At 41.4% G+C, this 23,056-nt stretch carries 15 protein-coding genes; 7 read left to right on the plus strand and 8 right to left on the minus strand.

Features of this window, described 5'->3' with window-relative positions; all coding sequences use genetic code 11:
• Window positions 1-52: 52 nt before the first annotated feature.
• Together ABIL00_03520 and ABIL00_03525 are read right to left on the minus strand one after the other, a co-directional pair.
• Window positions 53-2,647: a UvrD-helicase domain-containing protein gene (locus tag ABIL00_03520; protein ID MEO0109829.1), complete on the minus strand. Its 2,595-nt coding sequence runs from the start codon at window positions 2,645-2,647 to the stop codon at window positions 53-55.
• 93 nt (window positions 2,648-2,740) lie between these two features.
• Entirely contained in the window at window positions 2,741-4,138 is a 1,398-nt protein-coding gene (locus ABIL00_03525) for a transglutaminase-like domain-containing protein (GenBank protein ID MEO0109830.1), read from the minus strand.
• Between the two features lie 209 nt (window positions 4,139-4,347).
• Between ABIL00_03525 and ABIL00_03530 the strand changes: the two genes are divergently transcribed.
• Window positions 4,348-4,593, plus strand: coding sequence for a hypothetical protein (locus tag ABIL00_03530; GenBank protein ID MEO0109831.1), 246 nt, complete (start codon window positions 4,348-4,350; stop codon window positions 4,591-4,593).
• A gap of 39 nt (window positions 4,594-4,632) precedes the next feature.
• On the opposite strand, the gene ABIL00_03535 is transcribed toward ABIL00_03530, so the two are convergent.
• Window positions 4,633-4,899, minus strand: a complete 267-nt coding sequence (locus tag ABIL00_03535; protein MEO0109832.1) for a hypothetical protein — start codon at window positions 4,897-4,899, stop codon at window positions 4,633-4,635.
• A gap of 267 nt (window positions 4,900-5,166) precedes the next feature.
• Window positions 5,167-5,592 carry a hypothetical protein gene (locus ABIL00_03540; GenBank protein MEO0109833.1) on the minus strand — a complete coding sequence of 142 codons (426 nt, stop codon included), beginning with the start codon at window positions 5,590-5,592 and terminating at the stop codon, window positions 5,167-5,169.
• A gap of 204 nt (window positions 5,593-5,796) precedes the next feature.
• On the opposite strand from ABIL00_03540, the gene ABIL00_03545 reads away from it, so the two are divergent.
• The 3 genes from ABIL00_03545 to ABIL00_03555 are packed head-to-tail and all read left to right on the plus strand — an operon-like array spanning window position 5,797 to window position 9,816.
• Entirely contained in the window at window positions 5,797-8,067 is a 2,271-nt protein-coding gene (locus ABIL00_03545) for a YfhO family protein (GenBank protein ID MEO0109834.1), read from the plus strand.
• Window position 8,068: 1 nt separating this feature from the next.
• Window positions 8,069-8,731, plus strand: a complete 663-nt coding sequence (locus ABIL00_03550; GenBank protein MEO0109835.1) for a DUF1614 domain-containing protein — start codon at window positions 8,069-8,071, stop codon at window positions 8,729-8,731.
• A 56-nt stretch (window positions 8,732-8,787) separates the two neighbouring features.
• Entirely contained in the window at window positions 8,788-9,816 is a 1,029-nt protein-coding gene (locus ABIL00_03555) for a DNA recombination protein RmuC (protein MEO0109836.1), read from the plus strand.
• Here ABIL00_03555 and ABIL00_03560 read toward each other — a convergent pair.
• The 4 genes from ABIL00_03560 to ABIL00_03575 all read right to left on the minus strand — a co-directional run bounded on the left by ABIL00_03560 (window position 9,813) and on the right by ABIL00_03575 (window position 19,250).
• Window positions 9,813-12,440 carry a sigma 54-interacting transcriptional regulator gene (locus ABIL00_03560; protein ID MEO0109837.1) on the minus strand — a complete coding sequence of 876 codons (2,628 nt, stop codon included), beginning with the start codon at window positions 12,438-12,440 and terminating at the stop codon, window positions 9,813-9,815. The two genes, ABIL00_03555 and ABIL00_03560, sit on opposite strands and share 4 nt — an antisense overlap.
• A 161-nt stretch (window positions 12,441-12,601) precedes the next feature.
• Entirely contained in the window at window positions 12,602-15,148 is a 2,547-nt protein-coding gene (locus ABIL00_03565; protein MEO0109838.1) for a T9SS type A sorting domain-containing protein, read from the minus strand.
• A 736-nt stretch (window positions 15,149-15,884) separates the two neighbouring features.
• Window positions 15,885-18,602, minus strand: a complete 2,718-nt coding sequence (locus ABIL00_03570; GenBank protein ID MEO0109839.1) for a T9SS type A sorting domain-containing protein — start codon at window positions 18,600-18,602, stop codon at window positions 15,885-15,887.
• A gap of 393 nt (window positions 18,603-18,995) precedes the next feature.
• A complete protein-coding gene (locus ABIL00_03575) occupies window positions 18,996-19,250 on the minus strand; it encodes a hypothetical protein (GenBank protein MEO0109840.1) in 255 nt (84 codons plus the stop codon).
• A gap of 55 nt (window positions 19,251-19,305) precedes the next feature.
• Between ABIL00_03575 and ABIL00_03580 the strand changes: the two genes are divergently transcribed.
• Genes ABIL00_03580 through ABIL00_03590 form a run of 3 tightly spaced genes read left to right on the plus strand, consistent with a single transcriptional unit; the run spans window position 19,306 to window position 23,055 of the window.
• Window positions 19,306-20,175: a DUF2520 domain-containing protein gene (locus ABIL00_03580; protein ID MEO0109841.1), complete on the plus strand. Its 870-nt coding sequence runs from the start codon at window positions 19,306-19,308 to the stop codon at window positions 20,173-20,175.
• Window positions 20,162-21,103: a hypothetical protein gene (locus ABIL00_03585; protein ID MEO0109842.1), complete on the plus strand. Its 942-nt coding sequence runs from the start codon at window positions 20,162-20,164 to the stop codon at window positions 21,101-21,103. The genes ABIL00_03580 and ABIL00_03585 overlap by 14 nt, the downstream gene beginning before the upstream one ends.
• A complete protein-coding gene (locus ABIL00_03590) occupies window positions 21,100-23,055 on the plus strand; it encodes a hypothetical protein (protein ID MEO0109843.1) in 1,956 nt (651 codons plus the stop codon). Before ABIL00_03585 ends, ABIL00_03590 begins: the two co-directional genes overlap by 4 nt.
• The last annotated feature ends 1 nt before the right edge of the window (window position 23,056 follow it).

Below are 23,056 nucleotides of genomic sequence, written 5' to 3' on the forward strand. Positions count from 1 at the left end.
ATAAAAGAATTAGCCGGAGTTCATTTTAATGGATAGCCAGAGGGAAAATTTGTCAAATGCCCAGCATCTCGGGAAGAAAGCGTGATACCTGTTGAATTTTTCCCCCGATCTTTTTGGGATAGGAGATGTAAAGCCTTTCGGTCGCCCTGGTGATTGCCACATAACAAAGCCTTCGCTCTTCAGCCAGACTTCTTTTATTTAGTGTTGTTCCCAGTAAAGGGAAAAGGCCTTCCACCATTCCTACCAGAAAGACGATGGGAAATTCTAAACCCTTAGCGGCATGGACGGTTAAGAGCCGAACCAAGTCCTTCCCCCAATCAACCAATGCCAGGTCCTCAAGGAGTTGAACCCGTTCTAAAAAGTCTTTCAATTCCTCCCTCTTAAATGCCTTTGCCTCATTTACCAACTCCTTCACATTCTCAATCTTTCTTCTTCCCATCTCCTGCTTCTCCCAGGAAGAAAAGAGGGGGGATTGGAAAATGAGGGGGATGAGGATTTCTTCGGTTTTACTCTCTTCCGCCAATAACCGATTAACCAGAATGAAAAATTCTTTCACTCTCTTTTCGGAACCCTGAAAGAGGAAGCGATTCTCTTTGAGCATTAAACTCCCTTCGGGGATGCCGGCAAGCCAGGCAAGGACCGGAAGGAGAAGTTTTTTGTCTTGCTGGGTGATTCCATCCAAAAGTTGAATAATTTTTCTGATCTCTTCCCGCTCGTAAAACTTTTCATCACCAATCACAGTGTAGGGGATATCCTCATTGATTAACCCTTCTTCGTAAATTCGCGATTGGTAGTTAACACGGTATAAGACTGCTATTTCGGAATAAGAACGTTTCTCCTTCTTCACAATCTCTGTTATCTTTTTTGTTAGAAATAACACCTCTTCCGCTTCGTTTTCCGCGGCGAATAGTTCTAAAACCCCGCCCTCTTTCAGAGAGAACATAGAACCTTTTTCCCTTTCGGTGCGAAGCAAATTTTCGCAGATCCGGCAGATCTTCTCCGGCAGCCGAAAATTGGTGAGGAGGTGATAGGTTTTTATCCCAGGGAAATCGGTTTGGGCTAAAATGATATTCTCCGGTCGGGCATTGCGCCATTCGTAGATTGATTGGCTTTCATCTCCTGTCAAGAAAATATAGCCATGGACGGAGGAGAGGAGGGGTAAGAGTTTGTATTGAACTGGTGTCAAATCTTGTAATTCATCTACCAGAATCCTCTGGAACTGGCGTGAATATTTTTCTCTAATCTCGGGAAATTTTGTGAGGAGAATATAGGTATAGTAGATGAGGTCGTCAAAGTCGATTAAATTATTACTCTTTAAGTGAGTCTGGTATTTTTTGTAAACCGCGGCCGTTAGTTTTTGGAATTCATTTTCTGCTTTCCGTTCTAATTCCTCCGGAGCAATAGGAATTGACTTAAATTTTTCAATTTCCTTCTTTATGCGGTTAATCTGGTTCTTACCGAGACCGATAAATTTTAAGCGAAGGGATTCAGAAAAAGGGGGGACTACGTTAAAATCTTGACCAAAATCTAAAAATTCCGCTTCCGCCTTCAGGAGGGAGAGGCAGAGATTGTGAAAGGTGCAAATATTGATATTTCTCACCTCTCTCTTCATTAGTTTTTCTAACCTTTCTTTTAAATCTTTTGCTGCCTTGTGGGTAAAGGTTAAGACCAAGATTGATTCGGGTTCAATCCCTTCCTCTTTTAGAAAGTAGTAAACTTTATAGGTTAAGACGGTTGTCTTGCCGGTTCCCGGGCCGCCAGTTACCAAAATCTTTTTTTCCTTAGAGTTTATTATTTCCCTTTGTTGGGGGGTGAGATTGATCTCAGATTCTCGGGGGAGGAGGACTAAGGGTTTTATCTCCAGACTTTTACGCAAAAGGAGTTGTGAAAATTCTTTTGCAGAGCTTGGCCGCTCTTCCCGGTTTTTGCTTAAAGACTTTATAATCGCCTTCTCTATCGTCTCCGGTAGGGAGGGGTTAAAAAATCTTGGCGGGAGGGGATTTTTTAGAAAAACCAAATTCCGAATCTCTTCCAGATTCTCTCCCAAAAAGGGAGGTCTTTTGGTTACCATTTCGTAAAAAACCGCACCAAGGGAATAAAGGTCGGATTCTGGATAAAACTCTCCCTTCCAGGCTTCCGGCGGCATATAGATTGGGGTGCCGGCAATGGAGGCGGAGAGGCTCCCTTTCTTTAGGAATTTACCGAGTCCAAAATCAGTAATCTTCACTAATCCTTCTTTTGAAACTAAAATATTCTCAGGTTTTAAGTCCCGATGGATTATTCCTTTTTTATGGGCATAAGCCAAAGCGGAAAGACACTGCTCAATAATATCCAGCGAGCGGGTTAAATCCAATTCCTTTTTTTCCATCAACTCCCTTAAGGAATCCCCTTTCACGTATTCCGTAATTAAAACCAATTTGCCTTCTAAGTAATCAATATTATAAAAACGGACAATATTTTTATGCTCTAACTGACTTAAAAGTCTTGCTTCTTCTTTTAGGATTTGAGTATCTTCTCTGCGCATTCGGGAGATTTTTAAGGCAAAACTCTCTTTTAAGATGGTATCGTAGGCTAAGTAGACATCACCAAATTGACCACCCCCGAGCCATTTAATAATTCGGTATTTTCCCAAATTCTGAGTAAGCATATCTAATTTTAATAGAAGAACCTTTGCCGTCAAATAGAAAATAAAAGTAAAAATGAAATGGATAAAATTCTTTCGAGTTAATGCCGGATGAGATTAATTAAATTCTAAAACCTTTATTTTAATTTTTCCCACTGCGTTTAAGACCTTTGCTTGCTCTTCAATTTCTCCCACCTTTAAGATGATATGGGTGGGATTGGCAGGAAATTCGCCGAAGGTCGGGTCACAAGCAACCCATCGGTCAAGATAGATCAAATTCCAGGCGTGGTAGTAGAAACTACCTTGGAAGTAGACAAGACCAACACAGATTTTTGCTGGGATACCAGCGGCCCGGCATAAGGCGGCAAAGAGGATGGAGTGCTCATTACAATCCCCTTCTTTACTCTTTAAGACATCAACTGCGGAAGGTAAGGAAGCGGTTGGTACTTTTCTCAGGTTTTCATAAACCCAAAAAAGGATTTTTTTCGCCACCTCTTGGGCATCTTCCTTTTCCCCTTTTACCTCTTTTGCTTTATTGATAATATCTCTATCATCAGATTGGATATAAAGGGAAGGTTTTAGAAATTCCTTTTGTTGATTGATGGGTAAAGGAATAGGTTTTTCTTGAAGGTGCGGATATCTTATCTCTAAGATTAATGGGTCTTCAGAAATGACCTTTTGCTCAGCAAGATTTAGGTCAAAATCCGAAGGTTTAATACCCGTGATTTGGATTTTTAGATATTCCAAGCCCTGGGCTTTTGGAATTACGGTATCTGCCTTAATTGAGAAATAGGAGATGATGTCAATTGCCTCTTCTCCTTTTTCCTGAGATAGCGCTTCTTGGGGCGATTCCCTTATTGCCAACATCTGGGGTGGAGTCTCTTCTTTAATCTCCCGGCCAAGAGTGTCAATCCAATAGAAGGAAGTATTATTTGCCATTACCACTTTCGCTTTGGTGCAGAGATAAGTTGAATCACCGATTTTCACTTCTTCCTTTCCTAAAACCGTTACCGTGGCTAAGAGGATTTTATTGAGAATAGGTTCAAAGATATGGAAATTATAATCTTTATTCGGTGTCAATTTCTTCTGGTGAACAATCTTACCCAGAGCAAAGGAGGGATAAATTTTATCTTCTAAGGAAATTTTTGTGCGCCGCGGACCTTTTTCGGTAAAGACTTCTTGGTAAAGTTCATTTTCCCTCACTAAGGCGTTTATCCGCACTTTTTGTTTTGGGGCAATTAGGTCAAAACGCAAGCCTTGAATACTAAAATCCGGATTGGTGGTGCAGTCGGTGGTGGTCAAAAGTTCTTGGACGCTCCCCGCCATTGCCAAACGCATTTTGGCGCGGTTGTAGAACCGAAAGTTTTTCGGTCCGATTTGAAATTTTTGGAAGGAATAGCCCACCTTTTTTCCGTTGAGATAAAAACCAAGCCAGGTCTCATCTTCTCTTAGGGTTTGTCCCTTTTGGCAAAAGAAAAAGAGAAACCAAGTAGAGAAAAGAATTATTCTTTTCATAATTGATTATAAAAGAAGAAATTAAGAAAGTCAAATGTTCATTTGGCTAAAATGAAGATATTACGGAAATAGAGACGACACCGATTCCTCTCTCCTTTGCTACTGATAACTTTAATTATATGGTATCTAAGGGTTGAATTTGGCGCCCTTCAACTAGTGCTATTTCCCGATTGTTTACAATTTTTTTTCTTTAAGATTGGCGTAGGGTGATGGAGAAAAGAAGGGAAAAGCGAAGAGGGAAAATAATTAGCCAAGGGAGAAGGAAAAGGGGGAGGGAAGGAAATGTGAGAGGAAAGATAGGAGAAAAGGGGGAAGGAATGGGGAAGGAGTTAGGGGAGAGATGGATGAAGAGGATAAGTGGAGGGATTAGGGGGAAATTGTCCATTTCTACCCCCAAGGAGGCCGTAGGGGGAACTGACCCCATCTTTTTCGTCCGAATGGCTTCAAGTCTTTGAAAATGAAGAGTTTAAAGCAATTTTCCCATTAATAAAAAGTTATCTCATCAGATAATTTTTATTATAAAATATGAGAACGATCCGCCTGAGGCGGATAAAATCTTCTTCACTCTTTATCTTTATAAGATGAGGAATATAAAACTCATAGTCATCAGTTTGATGAGACCTCTCAACAAATGGATTATCTTCTGGATGTCCCTTGCGAATAATTCTCCTCTCTACCCCTAATGGTCGCCAAAACCTCTCATTCGCCTTTTCATAAGCCCCGGGTTGAGAAGCATCAAATTCTAGCCACCATCTGACCAAATCACTATCTTTTCTCTAAAACCAAAAAACCTCAACCACCAGAGTGCCATCTTCCCAAATACTTGACCACAAGACCAATCCCAAAAATAAGACCAAGCCAAAAATCGGGTTTTAGAAACCACATCAATTAAAGTCCATTGGTAGTAAGGAATAAAAGTGGATGCCTTAAAATAAGAATAGACTTCTTTGGGAAGTGTCCTTTTATCAAAGATTTTTTGGTATCCATCTCCATCTCTGCAAAGGGCAATATCTTATCCCATTAATATTTTATCCGCCTGGGGTAGATATTTCTCGTCGCACCCGCCTTTTAGAACGGATTAATCTCTCCCTTTTTAATATCTTCCCGATAGTACTTTCTGGGATTAAAAGTCCCTTTTTATTAAAGAGATAGTGACGCAATTTTCTTTTCCCAAAGCCGGTTTGTTTTCTCTCTTTTATGATGATAGAGACAATCTCCTTTTTTGTTGTTTTCGGGTGAGGTCTTTTGGGGATATGGGGTTTATCGTTGAGGTCATTTCCTTTTTGTTTATTTAAGGTAAGGTAGATGGTATTTTTTGAGCATTGCATCTTTTGGGCAGTCTTTTCCACATTTCCTTTATTTCTTAATAGGTTTTCTAAAAGGACTTGTCGGGCGTATTGGGGGGAGGTCTGTTTTTTGAGGTAAAGATAAGATTGAGAGAGGACGATTGCCATAACTACTTACCTCCTTAATTTGAGCGAATAGTCTTTTCTTTTTAACAGACATTTTAATTGCCTTTACATTTTGTGTCCATAATGCCTTTATTTTAGCCAAAATATTCTTCCGATTTAAGCCTGAACGGTCTATAGACCGTTCAGGAACATTATAACCAAGTGAAGTCCTTGACAAACTCTCTCTCATCTTTAAACTTCCTTTTGATGAAATTACTGAAAAGACTTCTTCCCGGGATTGTTTTGATACTCTTACTTTTTATTTACTTCTGGCCGATAATTATTGGAAAGAGTTACTTCTGGGAGGATGTGATTGAACATTACTATCCTTACCATTTTTTTCTCTTCAAAAATTTACGCCGCTTCACCATTCCTCTCTGGAATCCTTACATCTTCTCCGGAATGCCTTTTTTGGGTGATGTCCAATCCCAAATTTTTTATCCCATAAATTGGCTTTTAGCCTTCTTCTCTTCACCCGGCTCGGTCTTTTGGCTTTTGGAGATGAAGATAATTTTTCACCTCTTACTGGCGGGAATCTTTTTTTATCTTTTCCTTCGGGAGTTAAATTTAAGTTATTTCTCTTCCTTTTTTGGTGGGGTTGTCTTTACCTTCAGTGGTTTTCTTATCACCCATCTGATTCATGTGACGATGGTCAATGCTTACATCTGGCTCCCCCCCCTCTTTCTTTTTCTCTTTCGGTGGGTTAAGAGAAAATTTTTGAGAGATCTCCTTTTTGCCGGAGTTGTTTTTGGGCTGGCGAATTTAGCCAGTCATCCCCAAATTACCCTTCATATTCTTTATACCATTATCTTCTTTTTTATTTTCTGGTTATTCTTTTGGGAAAGAGAGAAGATATCCTTGCGATTAAAAAAAGGTTTCATCGCTCTCTTCCTTATTTTCGGTATTGGCTTTGGTTTGGCGGCCATCCAATACCTTCCTGGTTATGAGCATTCAAAATCTACCCTAAGAGAGGAGATGACTTTTGAGGAATCAGCCGAGGTTTCTCTTCCCCCTTCTTTTCCCCTTCTTCTTCTGATTCCTAAGTTTTTCGGCAGTATCACAGGAAGGGGAACTGATTCTGTTCCTTTCTGGGGTAAGGAGGTGGGATATTATTATTGGGAGACGGCTTGCTATTTGGGAGTAATACCTCTGCTCTTTGCTCTTTTCGGAATAATATTTTGGCAGAAAAAGGAGAAGCGCTTCTTTATCATTTTAGCTCTTCTCACCCTTTTGGCCGGATTGGGTAAATATACCCCCTTTTACAAATTCATATTTCGTTTCCTTCCTGGTTTCGACCGTTTTCGGATTCCGGCTCGATTCGTTGGTTTATTCACTTTCAGTATGGCTACTTTGGCGGGATTGGGAATGGAGTCTTTCTCCCAAGCAGACTGGGAAAGGGTGGCTAATTTCTGGAAATTTCTTTTGGCATTTCTCTGCTTGATACTTTTCTTTTGGTTTTTATTCCTTCTCGGGGCCTTCCGGGGTTTAAGCCAATTTTTAAAAGTTCCCGTAGTGGAGAGAAATATCAATAAGCAATTTGGCATCTTTTTTGTTTTTCTTCTTATTGGAATTGTTCTTTTCTTGGGGAAAAAATTTTTCGGAAAGAGAAAAGGGAAAGATTTCCTTTTTCTCCGGGCAGGTTTGAGCATTCTGGCAATTTTCTTTACTTTTCTTGATCTCTATTTTTTCGGTAAAGATTTCAACCTCGGTCCTTATAGTTCAGAGGATTATTATCCCCAAAATCAGAATGTGCGTTTTTTAAAAAACGAAAGGGAGAGAGAAATCTTTCGCGTCAATGCTCGGAAGGGGCGGTATATGATATTAAAGAGAAATGAAGGAATGATTCACGGATTGGAACTCTTAGAAGGTTATACCCCTTTGGGTTTAGCGGATTATGCGACATTTGATGTGCCGTTAACAAAGAAATGCGATTTATTGAATGCGAAATATAAAATAAGGGTTGATGAGTTGAAAAGGAAAATGGAATTGGTATCAAATCCAACTTATCTTCCCCGTTTTTGTTTTTTCTATCAATATTTGGTGGAACCAAATCGGAAGCGAATTTTAGAAATTCTTTCCGATGATAATTTTGACCACAATCATATTTTAATCTTAGAAAAGGAGCCGAGCCTTTTTAATTCGGGAAGGGAGGTTAAATTTCCCGATTCGGTAAGGAATTGGATAAAGGTTTTGCGTATGGAAAATGACCGGATGGAACTAAAAGTGTATACCGAAGAACCGGGTCTTTTTTTTCTCTCTGAGGTCTATTATCCAAACTGGCGGGTGAAGGTTGATGGGCAAGAGAGGGAAATTTACCGTGCGGATTATTGTTTAAGGGCAGTGCCTCTGGATAAGGGGGAACACCATTTACTTTTTTATTATGATACGAAGACCTTAAAATTTGGTGCCGGTCTCAGTTTTTTAACCTTAATTTTTACCCTCGCTTTGTTATTTTGGGAAAAGAGGAGGAGAGGATAATATGTTCTTCTTTCCTTTATCTTTTTTGCTCTTTTTTGCTTTCTTATTACTTTTACCCTTTCTTTTCCTTTTGTTCCAGCTCGGGATAATTAATCTTGCCTTTGCTAAGTTGGGCTTACCTTCGGAGGTTGGCTTCCTGTTTTTCTTCTTCTCCCTGATTGGGAGCGCGATAAATCTGCCACTGGTCCGCAAGGAGATTGAGGTAGAGGAGGAGATCTCTTTTTCCGAAATTTTTTATCTCTTCTATCGTCTTCCGAAAAAGGTTTTTCGGGAAAGGATAATTGCGGTTAATCTTGGGGGGTGTATTCTACCGTTGCTTCTCTCTTTGTATCTTCTCACCCGGGCATCGTTTTCCGCAGTCGTGATTTGCACTATTCTGATGACCTTGATTGCTAAGTTTTTAAGCCGGCCGGTTAGAGGATTGGGGATTGTGATGCCGGCTTTTATCCCACCGATATTTTCGGCAATTCTGGCTTTAATTTTTTCCCGGAGTAATCCGGCACCAGTTGCTTATATCTCTGGTGTCTTTGGAGTACTCATCGGAGCAGATTTACTGAACCTTCATAAATTAGAAGAAGTTGGGGCAGGGATGCTCTCCATTGGTGGGGCAGGGGTATTTGATGGCATTTACTTAGTTGGAATAATTGCGGTCTTAATCGCTTAAAAAGAAATTTTTGCCAATTCCTCTTGCCTTTTTACCTTTTTTTTGTATTCTTAATTATGATTTATATCATTCTTTTAATTTTATTAGGCGTAATAATTTTTTTAATTCTCTATCTTCTTTTAAAGAAAGAATCAGGGATAAAGTCAAGCGAATTTCTCCAATTACTGCAGGAGCAAATTTCGTCTTTACGCCAGGAGATGAGCCAAAACTTTGCTACCTTCCTCAATTCTCTCCAGCAGACCACCGGACAAGTCAATACCCGGTTAGACAATGCAGCGGCGGTCATTCGGGATGTGAGTAAGAGTTTAGGGATTTTACAAGAAGGAACCCGGCAGGTTTTGGAGATCGGTAAAGAGATCTCTCGCCTTCAGGAGATTTTGCGGGCACCAAAAGCACGGGGCGTTTTGGGTGAACTCTTTTTAGAAGAACTATTAACTCAATTATATTTTCCCGCGGATGCCTACCGAATGCAATATGGGTTTAAGAGTGGGGAGAAATGCGATGCCGTGCTTATTTTGGGTGGGAAACTACTGCCGATTGATGCTAAATTTCCCCTGGAGGGTTTCAAAAGGATACTGGATACGGAGGAGAAAGATGAGCGAAAAAAACGGAGAAGAGAGTTCTCCCAGCAAGTTAAAAGACATATCGATGATATCGCTCGCAAATATATACGACCTGAGGAAGGGACATTTGACTTCGCCTTGATGTATATCCCGGCGGAGAATGTTTATTACGAGATGATAATTAAAGAGGAAGGGGAAGAAAGCCTTTCTTCCTATGCCTTAAACAAGAAAGTGATTCCTGTTTCTCCTAACAGTTTCTATGCTTATCTCCAGGCGATTCTTTTTGGGTTAAGGGGATTGGCGATTGAAAAACGGGCGGAAGAGATCCTCTCATCTATTAATAACCTTTCTTTGGAATTCTCTCGCTTTCGGGAAGATTTTGAAACCTTGGGGAAGCATATCGCTAACGCCTTTAATAAGTATCAGGAGGTGGATAAGAAAATCTCCCGCTTGGAGGAGAGATTCTCCCAAACTAAAACAATCGGGAGGGAAGAGAAAATTTCTTTACCGCCGTCAAATTAGGGGGGTCTTTTTAATCCGTATTTTGCCATTAGACGATAGAGATGGCGGCGACTAATTCCTAACTTTTGAGCGGATTTAGTTATATCCCACTGATTCGTTTGTAGGGTATTTAAGATAATTTCTCTTTCCGATTCCCCAATCTCTTTTTTCACTTTTGTCTTAATTGCTTTCAATTCTGGCCTTTTGTCTTCCTGAGGAAGGAATTGTAAATGGGGCGGTAAATCAGAATTGGTAATCACTTCTCCTTGGGCTAAAATTATTGCCCTTTCCAACACATTCTCTAACTCCCGGATGTTACCGGGCCAGTGGTAACGGAAAAATTTATCCATTACCTCTTCGGTTACCCCTTGGCAAGACTTCTGAAATTCATTGTTGTACTTTTTAATAAAGTAATCAACTAAAAGGGGAATGTCTTCCTTCCTTTCCCGAAGAGGGGGGAGGGAGAGGGAGACGACATTTAAGCGGTAGAGGAGGTCTTCGCGAAATTTGCCTTCTTTCACATTTTTTTCCAAGTCCTGGTTGGTAGCAGCGATAATTCGGACATCGGTTTCAATCGTTTTTCTTCCTCCGACCTTTTCAAACTTTTTCTCCTGTAAGACCCTAAGAATCTTAGCCTGGAGGGAAAGGGTCATATCTCCAATTTCGTCTAAGAAAATAGTTCCCCCCGAAGCCAGTTCGAACTTCCCCTTCTTTTCCGTCACCCCGGTAGCGGTTCCTTTTTCCACGCCAAAGAGTTCGCTTTCCAAAAGGGTTTCCGGGATGGCGGCACAATTGATGGCGACAAATGGCTTATCGGGACCAAAGGAGAGATTGTGGATACAACGGGCAATCAGTTCTTTACCGGTGCCGCTTTCTCCTTGAATCAGGATAGAAACTTTGGTGGGCGCCACTTTTTTAATTATGGCAAAAACTTCGCGCATCTTGGCAGTTTTACCGATGATGCCTTCAAAGGGTATCTCCTTCTCCGTCTCTAATTCAATAGGTTTGGGAATCGCCTGACTCTTCGCCTTTTCCAGACCGAGGGCAATGATATTGGCTACAGCTTCTTTAATTGTTTCACTAAGGGAAATTGGTGCCGGCGTAGGAAATTTGAGATAGAGAATACCCAGTTTTTCTCGCCCCGAGGAGAGGGGGATGGCGACTGCCTCTGCTTCCTCGATCGTTCCCAAGGTGAGGTGGTGGCTATCAATTCGGATGGCACAGCCTTCCAAGAGAAGAATCTCTTTGAGAAGACTGAGGCATTTCCGGCAAAAATCGGTTAAAGGTGCGGGGTTAGCGCAAATGGTGGAGAGACTGCGGAGGAGAGCGACGCCTTTATTTTCCTCGCGTTCTAAGCGATAGAGATATTTTTCTAACTCTTCTCCCTCTTGGAATATCTCCAAGTTCTTAAAAATCGTTTTTGCTTCATTAAGATAGGGGAGACCGATATTTTTGGCGTAGTTCTCCACTAGAAATTTGCCGTATTCTAAATAGGCCTTTCCCAATTCGTATCGGATTCCTAAATTTCTAAATATCTCACAAGATTCCTGAAAATACTTTTTAGCGGTCTCTTTTTCTCCTAAAGCCCAATAGAGATTGCCCAGTGCCTTCCGCACATTCCCCTCTTCTTTTTTTATTCCGGTTTCTAGGGCTAAGGAGAGGGCTTTGGTTAGAAACTCCTGTGCCTCTTTTATCTCCTGGGAACGGAGTAGTAGTTCTCCCATTCGCCGATAAGTCTTCGCCAATTCATCCTTTTGGTTAATTTTCGTACAGATTTCCATTGCTTCCACATAGAGATTCATCGCCCGAAGGAAGTTGCCCATAAGAAAATTTGCCTCCCCTAAATTCCCTAATGCTTCCGCCTTTCGGGGTAGGGAACCAATCTTTTCGGAATATGAGATGGCAGTTTCAAAAAGGGTAATTGCTTTATCCAACTTTCCCCTTTTTAGATAAATCTCCCCAATATTGTTATAACAGAGGGCAATGCCGGCACAGTCCTTAATTTTTTCTTTTTCTACCAATGCCCGATAGAAACACTCCGTTGCCGATTCCCACTCTCCCATATCTTCGTAAATTACTCCCATATTTAACCGGGAGACTGCAACCGCAGCACTTTCGCCCCTTGCTTCTTTGATTGCTAAACTCTTTTTTTGATATTCTAATGCCTCTGCCAACTCCCCCTTGTACCAGTGAACTAAAGACAAATTATTGTAAGCAATTGCTAAGCCCAGTTCATCATTTTGGGCTTGGTAAAGAAGGAGGGCTTCCTTGTGGCAGGTAAGTGCCTTTTCAAAATCGCCATTGGCTTGATGGATAAGACCGAGAATTTGGTAGGCGGTGGCTTTGATTGATTTATTATTTTCCATTTCCCCAACTTTTAATGCTTTTTGAGCAAAAGAGAGTGCCTCTCCCATATTACCTTCTATCCGGAGGATATTGGCATAAAAGTTTAATGCCTCCCCAAACGATTTTCTCTCTTTCCCCCTTTTAGCTAACGCGATGGCTTGAGTTGCGAAATACTTTGCCAGTTTTAAGTCGCTCCGGAGGTGTCTCTTGCTGATTTCAATTAAGATTTCTACCTTTTTGGGTAAAGAGGTTTCCTTTTTTAATTTTTCTTCCAAATTGACCAGGTCACCGTCCTTCATCTTGATTAAAATATAAATAAAAATAGAAATTTGTCAAGGAAACCTCTTTTTCTTATCGGGTTTTTAATTAACCTTTTGGTTAAATTGAACGAGCGATTACTCTATAGGATGTTAGATTGCCCATCTGTAAAGTCCATTAGATGGTAGAAACAGGCTTTGCCTTACTTCACAACGATTAACTTTCTTTCTTCCTTAGATTTTAATGTTTCAAAGTGCAAGAGATAGATTCCCGCTGGTAATTTTTGGATCGTGAATTGACCCGCATCACTTTCCTGGGAAGAGATGAGTTCCCCTAAGATGTTGTAGATTTTCATAATTACTTTTTCTTTTTTGGGAAGTTTATAAGAGACGTTAGTTAAGCCTTTTGTGGGATTTGGTTTAATATCAAAGGTGGGGTGATTGAATACTTCGCCATTCACTGCTGGTTTAAGAATCTCAGAGGATTTCTTCCCACCGTAGAACCAAAACTCATTGGTATTATTGCCGATAATGCAGTAGATGCCCTGGGAAGTTGATGTCAAGGAACGGCCACATTTTATTCCCTTTTGTGTTTGTCCGTTTCCGACTTCGCCGAGGTATTGCCAGGAGTTTCTCAGAGGAGAGTAGGTCCAGAACTCTTTTGAATTACCGCCTTTCACCGCGTAGAAAGCACCATTCCAATATTCTAAGCAACCTCCCTCTTTAACCTTCCTCTTTCTCCGACTATTGGGGGCGTTGAGGGGTAAATCTTGTTTTCTCGTCCAGGAATGGTTTATCAGGTCAAAGCAATAAAACTCATTAGTTTTACCCCCAGCGCGCAGGAAGTAAATTTTTTTATCACCATCCCAGGCAAGGGCACTTCCCACTTTTGCCTTTCCTGGTAAAAACGGGGTAATCGCTTCCCAATTCCGGCTGGAAATTTTGTATCTCTTCCATTCGTCGGTTCGGGAGCCGCTTCCCGCATAAATATAATCTTCACCGTCAATCTCTACAAAGGTCCCAAATCCTCCTTTTACTCCTTTCATAAATCCCGGAGATGGCAGTAATTCCCAACGGTTATGGATTGGATCATAGAGGTAAAATTCTTGAGTCCCACTACCCTTAAAGATATAGACTTCGCCTTCCACACCCTTATCGTTGCGGTCAGTATCAAAGATGTAGGCGCCTTTTTTTACTTTCTTATTATCTGGGCCAATCGGCACCGAGGGGAGAGAAATCCATGAGTTGCGATTGGCGGAATATTTGAGAAAATCAAGGGTATTATTACCGGGGATCAAGAAGACCAGGGAATCCCCGCGTGCCGCAATCCCACCTCCACCTTTAATTGGTTTGGTAGGGTTGGGTGATGCTCTTGGTTCCCAGCCGGAGGGGCTTTCTTCAATTCTTTCTATCAAGGCTCTGATCAACCAATCGCCGTAGTATAGATTACGTTTCCAAACTCCCTCAAAGTACTCCCAATTTTCTCCGGAAAGAGGCGAATTTCTATCAACTCCTAATGCCGGGGAATTGGGATAAGTGTCGGTTTGGATGTAGGCAACATAGAATGACCCATCATCAATACGAAGAGGTGGATAAAGGTTGATGGTGTTGAAAGTTCCAGCGCTGACAGTTGTGGTGTCAGAATAGTAGAGGATAGTGCCGGGCGAATTATTAGGTCCGTCGTCATCCAAAATCCAAGCTACCATTCTTCCTCCAACCGAAAAATAGAATTTTAGTGCTAACAATTGGCAAGGGTAGTAAGGGGGCGTAAATTTATTCGCCCAGCCATTTCCGGGGAAATACCAAGTGAAACTAAGTTCGGGATCGTTATCGTCGTATCTTAATTCGGCAAATAAGGAACAAACTTGGGTTTCTCTTATCTTCCCGTCATTATTTGGTCGCATATCTGAAGGAAGGAGAGAGCGCACAACGATATGATAGACGCCATCGGTATTTGGTGTCCAGTTTGGTGAGAAATAGACCGGAAGTGTCTCATTCACACCAATTGAACCAACCGATTGGGACCAGTTAGCAACCGCTACTCCGGCTTCAGTATAAACTGTGCAAGCAACGGTAACTGTTGGTTCATCAACTGTTCCGCTGTTCGTAATAATTCCCGAGAGTTGGGCATTACCAGGGTTGGGCAAAAAGAACCCTTGGCTATTACCGACCGATAAAACTTCAATATCGTGAACATCGACCTCTTCGTATTTAACAATCGCTCGATTGAAGAAATTGTAAGGGGAGAAGTTCCAAGGTCCATTGGAACTAAAACTATAGGCATTTCGTGTGTGATCACCCGGCTCGTCAGCCAGGGGATGGAGCGTATCGGTTGGATATATTTGCACATACTTATAGCCGACCCAAAATTCTTCCGGCGTAAGGGAAATGGTTTCATTCGGAAAAATTTCGTAGACGAACCAATTGCTTGTTAATCCTGCTGGTAAACTATCTCGGAAATAGTCAATGAATAATCTCTCTCCTGGATAATGCTTCCAATCAATAAGGGTGTCTCTGCAGATGAGAAGGGAGCATCCCGCGACTACTGGATTAGAGGGATTGCTTGATAATCCTCTTCTTTTAGCAAAAATCAGGGCAAGAAGGGTGCAGGGTTGGGCAGGAGAAAGGCGCGAGAGGAAAAAGATATTTGGTGGACCAAGATATCGCTCCGGTGTGCCGTCATCGTTTTTTAAAGTATCAATGGGCCATCCCTTCTCTGATGCTTGGTAATTGGTGCTCTGAAATACCATAGGGACTGAGAGAATGTTTGAATTTGGGAAGAAGTATGAGGAAAGAGGTTGCACGAGAGGAATTTCACCTCGGGCGAAAAATATAAGGAAAGGAAGAAATAAAAGTTTTTTTCTATTCATACCCTCTCCTTACTAAAACCTTCTTTTACTTTTCATTATAGAGGGATTTTGCTATTTGTCAACAAAATTTTCTGTCTACTTTTACAAATTCTTGTGTCATTCTAAAACCTCTCCACCAATTCATCCCACAAAAGTTATACCGGCTTCATTTCTAACCTGCAAAGTAAGCCAGAATAAAAAGAACCGCCGCCGCTACTCCGAGGAGAGAGACAATAGTCCAGAAAAAATCTTCAAAAATCGCACTTAAAAAGATACTAATAAAATCTCTCATTTTACCCTCCTAACATTTTCATACACAATATAATATCATCAAATTTTATGCCAATAAATCCATTTTTAAGTATATAAAAATCAATAACTTATTTTTAGGGTTTATATTTTGGGACACAGTATGTCACAAAATATAAGGTATTAGAAATTATCTTTTTGAAAATCAATAATTTATTTGTGACAAGTAATGTCACATTATGAATTTTTGGACAAAGGCTACGATGAATGTAATTAGGTTTGTAACCTTTTATCTAATTTTGCTCTAAAATAGAGTCATAAATTTTACTCTTTGCAAAAATAAAAGGGCGGGAGAAAATCTCCCGCCCTTCTCCTTTTAGGTCTTGGGCTACGGCAAGATGACCATTTTTCTTTCTACCGTACAGCCCTTTGTTTCCAGACGAATCAGGTAGATACCAGCAGGTAGTTTGTTCAATGTAAACGAGTTTTTCTCACTCTTTGCCGAATAGACGAGTTCGCCTAAGGCGTTATAGACTTTCAGGGTTGCTATCTCTTTTTCTGGTAGGTTATAAGAGATAGTAGTTAAACCTTTGGTTGGGTTTGGTTTAATATCAAGGGTGAAGGTATTGGTTGGCTTGCCGCTGATTGCTGGTTTCAGAATGTCAAAGGATTTGCCCGTGCCGTAGAACCAGAATTCATTAGTATTATTACCGATGATACAGTAAATACCTTGGGAAGTGGAGGTTAAGGAGCGACCGCACTTAATACCTTTTTGCGGTTGACCGTTTCCGACTTCACCGAGGTATTGCCAGGAGTCGCCATCTGGGAAGTAAGCCCAGAACTGTTTCGTATTGCCACCTTTTACCGCGTAGATTAAACCACCAAAGTATTCAATACAGCCACCTTCTTTCACCTTCTTTTTCTTAGTTGTCCCGGGCACTTGGAGTGGTAATTCATTCTTTGTGCTCCAAGAGGAGTTCGTCAGGTCAAAGTAGTAGAAATCATTGGTTTTGCCGCCACCGTGCAGGAAGTAAATCTTTGTGCCACCATCCCAGGCAAGACCGCTTCCGACTTTTGCCTTCTCTACTGGTAGAGGCGGGTTGATTGCTTCCCAAGTTTTGGTAGAGATTTTGAATCGCTTCCATTCGTTAGTGTTAGAACCGCTTCCGACATAGATGTAGTCTTCACCATCCTTTTCCACGAAGGTGGCAAAACCGCCCTTCACGCCCTTTGTGAAATCAGGTCCCGGTAAAGAATCCCAGCCTTTGGTTAGTGGGTCGTAGACATAGAATTCCTGTGTTCCACCACCCTTTAAGACATAGACCTCACCTTCTACACCTTTATCGTTTCTATCGGAGTCAACGATGTAGGCGCCTTTCTTCACCTTCTTATTCTTTGGACCAACTGGAACATCCGGGAGTTTTGTCCAGGAGTTAGAGTTGGTTGAGTATTTATGGAAATCAAGGGTATTATTACCGGGGATTAAGAAGATAAGGGAGTCGCCCCTGGCGGTAATACCGCCACCACCTTTAACCGCTTTGGTTGGGGTTGGAGAAGGTAGTTGTGTCCAGCCACCTGGCGGTGGTCCACCGATTTTTTCCACTACCGCTCTAATCATCCAATCACCAGGGGATGGGTCTAATTCCCACGTATCATATTCTGCCAAATAAGTCCATTTCTGACCGGCAAAAGGTCCATCCTCATCAACTGCCAGACCAGGACAATTGGGATAGGAATCGGCTTGGATGTAGGCAACATAGAATGAACCACTATTGACGGTATATGGGGTTGGGAGGTTTATTGTGTTGTAGGTGCCGCGGTTAATAGTCACCGGACCAGAATTATAGATTTCGGTTCCGGGTGAACCATCAGGACCATCGTCATCAAAGACCTTAGCGATGATTCTATTGCCACCGGGATTTGGCCAATCAGATGACCAGAGGTAATATTTTAATGCGGTCAGTTTGCAGGGATAATATGGTGGGGTGAACTTATTCGCCCAGCCATTATTTGGAAAATACCAAGCCCAGGCATTATCTGCTTCATTGTCATCATATCTCAATTCCGCAGGTGAAGAGCAGACTTGGGCTTCTCTCATTGCCCGGTCATTTTGTGGTCGGTCATCGCCGGCTAAGAGGGAACGAACAACAATCCGATAGACGCCATCGGTATTTGGTGTCCAGTTTGGTGAGAAATAGACCGGAAGTGTCTCATTCACACCGATTGGACCAACCGATTGGGACCAGTTAGCAACCGCTACTCCGGCTTCGGTATAAACTGTGCAGGCAACAGTAACTGTTGGCTCACTAACTGTTCCGCTATTCGTAATAATTCCCGAGAGTTGGGCATTACCAGGGTTGGGTAAGAAGAACCCTTGGCTATTACCGACCGAGAGGACTTCAATATCGTGGACATCAACTTCTTCGTATTTGACAATCGCCCGGTTGAGCCAGTCTAAGGCATAGAAATACCAAGGACCGTTAGAAGTCGGACCATAGGCATTACGAGTTGCATCCCCTGGGTCATCCGCGAGAGGGAATAAGGTATCGCTTTGATTGGTTGTGAGTCTCACATAGCGATAGCCAACCCAAAAGTCTTCAGCACTGAAACGGAAGGTATCGTATGGAAAGATGTTATAGATAAACCAAGCCGCATACCAGCCATGAGGTAGACTATCTTTGCCATAGCCGACAATTAATCTCCGACCCGGGGTATGTTGACCACTAATCATTGTATCTTTACAGATAACTAAGGAGCAACCAGCAACGATTGGGAAATTGGTATCTCTGGTCTGCCAATTCCTCTGTTTAGCAAACATCAGAGAGAGAAGGGTGCAAGGGGCAACTGGGGAAAGCCGGGAGGCAAAGAAGAGGCTTGGTGGAGATAAATACCACTCCGGATCGCCATCATCGTTTTTCAAGGTATCAATCGGCCAACCTTTAATCGGCTCACCAGGATTGACGACCTTTAGTTCCATCGGAACTACGACTTTTTTCATCTCCAGGTTAGGAGCGGAAGACGTCGGTTGGTTTAAGGAGATTTTTCCGGTAGCGAAGAGAAGACTGACCATCCCAAGGATGGCTAAGGTTTTGATTAACCTACTCATTGTATATCCTCCTGTTTTTTGGTATCCGGCACCAAGATACCTTTTCTTACCATTGGTCGGTGCCACCAGGAAGTTTCTCTTTTACCTAATTCGGTCCTTCCCAAACCGAATTTAGGATTTTTATCCGCCACCAGTCCAACTATCTATTATAAAGATTTTTTTTTCTTTTGTCAATCACTATTTATTATAATAGATAGAAAGAAAAAGTCAAGGTAGAATTTCATAAAAATTAATCTTAACTACCTCAGGCGGATTATTTAATCAAAAATACCTTACAAACAATAAGAAAAAATTATCTGATGAGATAACTTTTTATTAAGGGAAAAACTGCTTTAAGTTTTTCATTTTCAATAACTTAAAGCCATTTGCCAAAAAGATAGGGGGCAGTTCCCCCTACGGCATCCTTAGGGGGTAAAAAGGAATAATTCTTTCCTTAATTTCTTCTCTAATCCCTTCCTTCATTTCTTCCCTCATTTCTCTCCTACTTTCTTTCTCCGTCCCTTTCCTCCTTTCTCCTCTCTTTTTCCTAAAACTCCCTTCCTTCCTTCTGCCACTCGCCTCCTGCCCAATCTTCCCACTCCTCGTCCCTCTCCTTCTTTCCCCAATCGCCTTACGACAATTTTGAAAGAAAAAATAATTTGAAAACATTATAAACAAACGAACCGAAGAGTTGACAGGGATTTCTTTTCTACTAAACTGGAATATGATAGAAACGATAAGAAATAAAAGATTTGGTTTAATCGGTGCGGGCAGGGTTGGTAGTTTTTTTGCTGCTCTCTTAAAGAAAAAAGGTTTAAGGGTGGTAGGGGTCTCTGATATTAATGAAAAGCGAGCGGTTCAACTCTCTCGTTGGTTAGGACTTAAAGGTAAAAATTGGAGGAGTAGAGATTTGGCAGAAATCTCCGATGTCTTATTCTGTGCTACCCCCGATGATGTAATAATTGAGGTCTATGAAGAGATAAAAGATTATCTAAAACCGGGGGCAATCTTTTGCCATTTCTCTGGTAGCCTTTCTCGTAATGCCTTCTCGCCCCAGGCAGCAGTCCTTTCTCTCCATCCAATATATACCTTGACCAAAAGGGATAGAAGAGAGATTTGGAAAAAGGGGGAGGAGATAGAATTTCCTTTTGCTTTGGAAGGGGATGAAAGGGCAATCAATTTTGGGAAAAGGTTAATGAAGGCGATTGGTGGAAATTATATTCTCATCCCAACGGAGAAAAAGGAGATTTATCATCTCGCTTGTGTCTTTGCTTCCAATTTTCTTTGGTCAACCCTCCGCGTCGCCTTCCATCTGATTCAGGATATTGTTGATGATTACCATATCCTCTTACCCCTCGCTTCGGCTTCCTTAAATAATACCTTTTCTTATCCGCCGAAATTATCTGCTACCGGACCAATTGTCCGGGGAGATAAAGAGACAATCAAGAAACACATTAGGGTATTAAAAGAGAGATTCCCGCAATACCTTTCCCTTTATAAAAGTTTATCCCAGGTAATCTTTCGCCTATTAAAAGAGGAAATCCCAGCCGAGGCGCGAAGGGAGATGGAAAGGCTAATCCATGTTACTCGGTAAGGGTCTTAGTGTTGTCTGGAATTTATCCTTTTTCCTTATCTTTTTTCTTTCCTGTGCCAAAAAAGCTTTACCCCCGAGTCCTGACCGCTTTGGTCCCCGTTTATTAGAAATTATCTGCCCCAATCGCACCCAAGTGATTTTAACCTTTGATGAAGGGATAAAGGAAGGGAAATTTCTCATCTTTTCGGCAAAGGAGACGATTGGTATCAGGTCCATAAAGATTAAAGAAAAGAAAGTTAATATTTATACTCAACCAGTAAAGAAGGAAGATTATCTTCTTATAGGTGAGGTTGCGGATTTATTTGATAATCTAAAATACTTAAAGGTTCGTTTTTCTGGTTCTGCTGAAAGGGAGACAATTAAGCCGGAGATAAGAGATATCTCTTGGGTTAAAGATGGTATAATGGTTTCTTTTTCGGAGCCGATGGAGACAACCAATTTCCAATTTCTCACTGCCCCCGGGAAAAGAGAAGACTTTTCTATCTCCTGGTCCGAGGAAAAAGATAAGGTGATGGCAAAGTGGTCAGGGATTTTTAATTTACCTTACCTCTCTTTCTTAATCCTACCAAGTTTAACCGACCTGGAAGGAAACCATCTGAGAGCGGGAAGGGTTTACCAAAGATTTTTTGACACCCTTATTGTAACCAAGAGGCAGGAAGGGAAGGTTGTGGAGAAAGAGAAAGGGGTTGGGGGAGCAATTATTTTCCTTTCTGATTCCTTCTCTTTCTTTGCCCTAACCGATAAAGATGGTAATTTCCGATTAGATTTACCTTCCGGGGTCTATAAATTGGTTGGGATTTATGATGAAGATGGGGATGGTTTAGTTGATTTCTCTCTAACCACTGATTTAGAGGTACCAGCGGAACCGGTCTTTTTAAGGTTACTGCCGGTGGAGAAAAAGATGCCAATTTCGGATTATCTCCGATGATTTTAAATCTCATTTTAATTCTTGGTTTTGTCTCCCTTCTCTTTTTTTACGGGAGAAGGAATCGTTTTCCCTTTTTTTTATTTCGGCTCTTGGGAACTCTCTTTGCTCTAATTCTTATTGCCAATTTTAATTTTCGTTTAAATCTTATTAAGAGGCCAAAGGATTTGCTCATTCTCTTGGATGTTTCGGAGAGTATGAAAGAAAATCTTTCTCTTACCGAAAAGGTTATTAGTTTCTTTTCCCAAAAGAAAGAGATTAAAATTTTCCCTTTTGCCGAAACAATTGGTGTTGCCCGAGAGAAATTAAGTGGGAAGCGAACGGAAATGGGGCGGGCGTTAGAATTTGCTCTTAGTAAAAAACCCGGAGCAATCGTTTTAATCTCCGATGGTTTGGACAACGGAAGGGAAGACCCGATAAAAATTGCGGAGAAGTCAGAGACACCAATTTATACTATTGCCACCGGTAAGGAAAAAGGAAGGGATTTGGCAATTAGTGAATGCCTCTATCCGGAGATAATAAACGAAGGGGAGAGTTTGAGGGTTAAAGTCTTAATCCGAGCAACGAATCTCCCCGGAGAAAGGGAATTGTCTTTGCAGAAAGACGATAAAATCTTAGAAAAGAAAAAGGTAAATTGGAAAGAAGGGGAGTACTATAAAGAAGAAGAGTTTATTTTCTGCCCGGAGCCGGGAAAATATTCGGTTTTGATTGAATCGGTCCCCAATGAGGATGACTACACGAATAATCAGTTTCCTTTAACTTTTGCGCTCCGAGAGAAAAAGAAAAGGATTTATTATATTACCAACTCCCTCACCTATAATTTTAAATTCCTTCAGCAAATTTTAGCGGAAGATAAGGATAACGAATTAAATATTATCTTCTCCCTTGACGGTCAGAAATTTTATCAATTGGTTGGTGAAGAGAAGAGGATGATTTCCGAACTCAATCTGCCGAGAGAGGCAATTCTTATTTTGGACAATATTCGGTTTAATCTTTTGCCTCCAAACTTTAAGAATTCCCTCCGCGATTTATCCCTTAACTGTCTGGGGGTTTTATTCCTTTGTGGGGAGGAGGATTATCGGGAGATGGAAAATTGGCTCCCCTTCGCTTCGGAAGGAAAGGTTGTAAAGAAGGAGATTGAGTGGGCGATAACCAAAGAGATGTTTAATAGTTCTTTATTCTATCGGGAAGGGGAAAATCTTTTAATGAATGCGCCACCATTTTTGGGGATGATAAAAAGTAAGGCAAAGGCAAATACGAAAATTTGGTGGGAAGGTGCGGAAGGACCATTATTTGGTTATTGGCGGTATCGGGATAAAAAAATTATTCAACTCACCGGTTTCCCTTTTTGGCGTTTATTCTTTTTCCCTGATGAGAATTGGGAAAAACGAAGGGAATTTTTAAGGAATCTCTTTGATTTCTTTTTATTTGGGGAGAAAGTCTTCTCTCTCCGAACCGATAAGAAGAGATATTTTTCCGGAGAAGAGATTCGGGTTCGGGTCTATGCTTTTGATGAGACGGGAAGACCACTGGCTAATCTTGATTTGGAATTGATTGCCGATGAGGTGAGAATTCCGATGGTGGCGATGGATAAGGGTCTATATACCGCAAAACTTTTTTTACCACCCGGCGAACATCTCTTGCGGGTAATCGGTCGGGAGAACGGTGAGGAGCGGGGAGAGGCGGAAGGGGAGGTAATTGTGGAAGAGAAGAGTGTTGAGTTTCTGAGGCGAGGAATTGATAAGGAAGTTCTCTCTTCTATTGCCCAAAGGAGTAACGGGGAATTCTTTTTCGCCGATAGTATCATTGCCCGAGGAGAGATGCCAACTTTCCGCTGGGCGGAATATAAGAGGGAATTAAAATTTATTCCGAGAAGAAGTTTGCCGATTTATCTTTTAATTGCCGGCATCTTTATTGGCGAATGGATTTTTCGGAAAAAGAAGGGTTTGCCATAGA

The organism is candidate division WOR-3 bacterium (genome assembly GCA_039801905.1).
Classification (GTDB): Bacteria; Hydrothermota; Tepidihabitantia; order Tepidihabitantales; family JBDRVQ01; genus JBDRVQ01.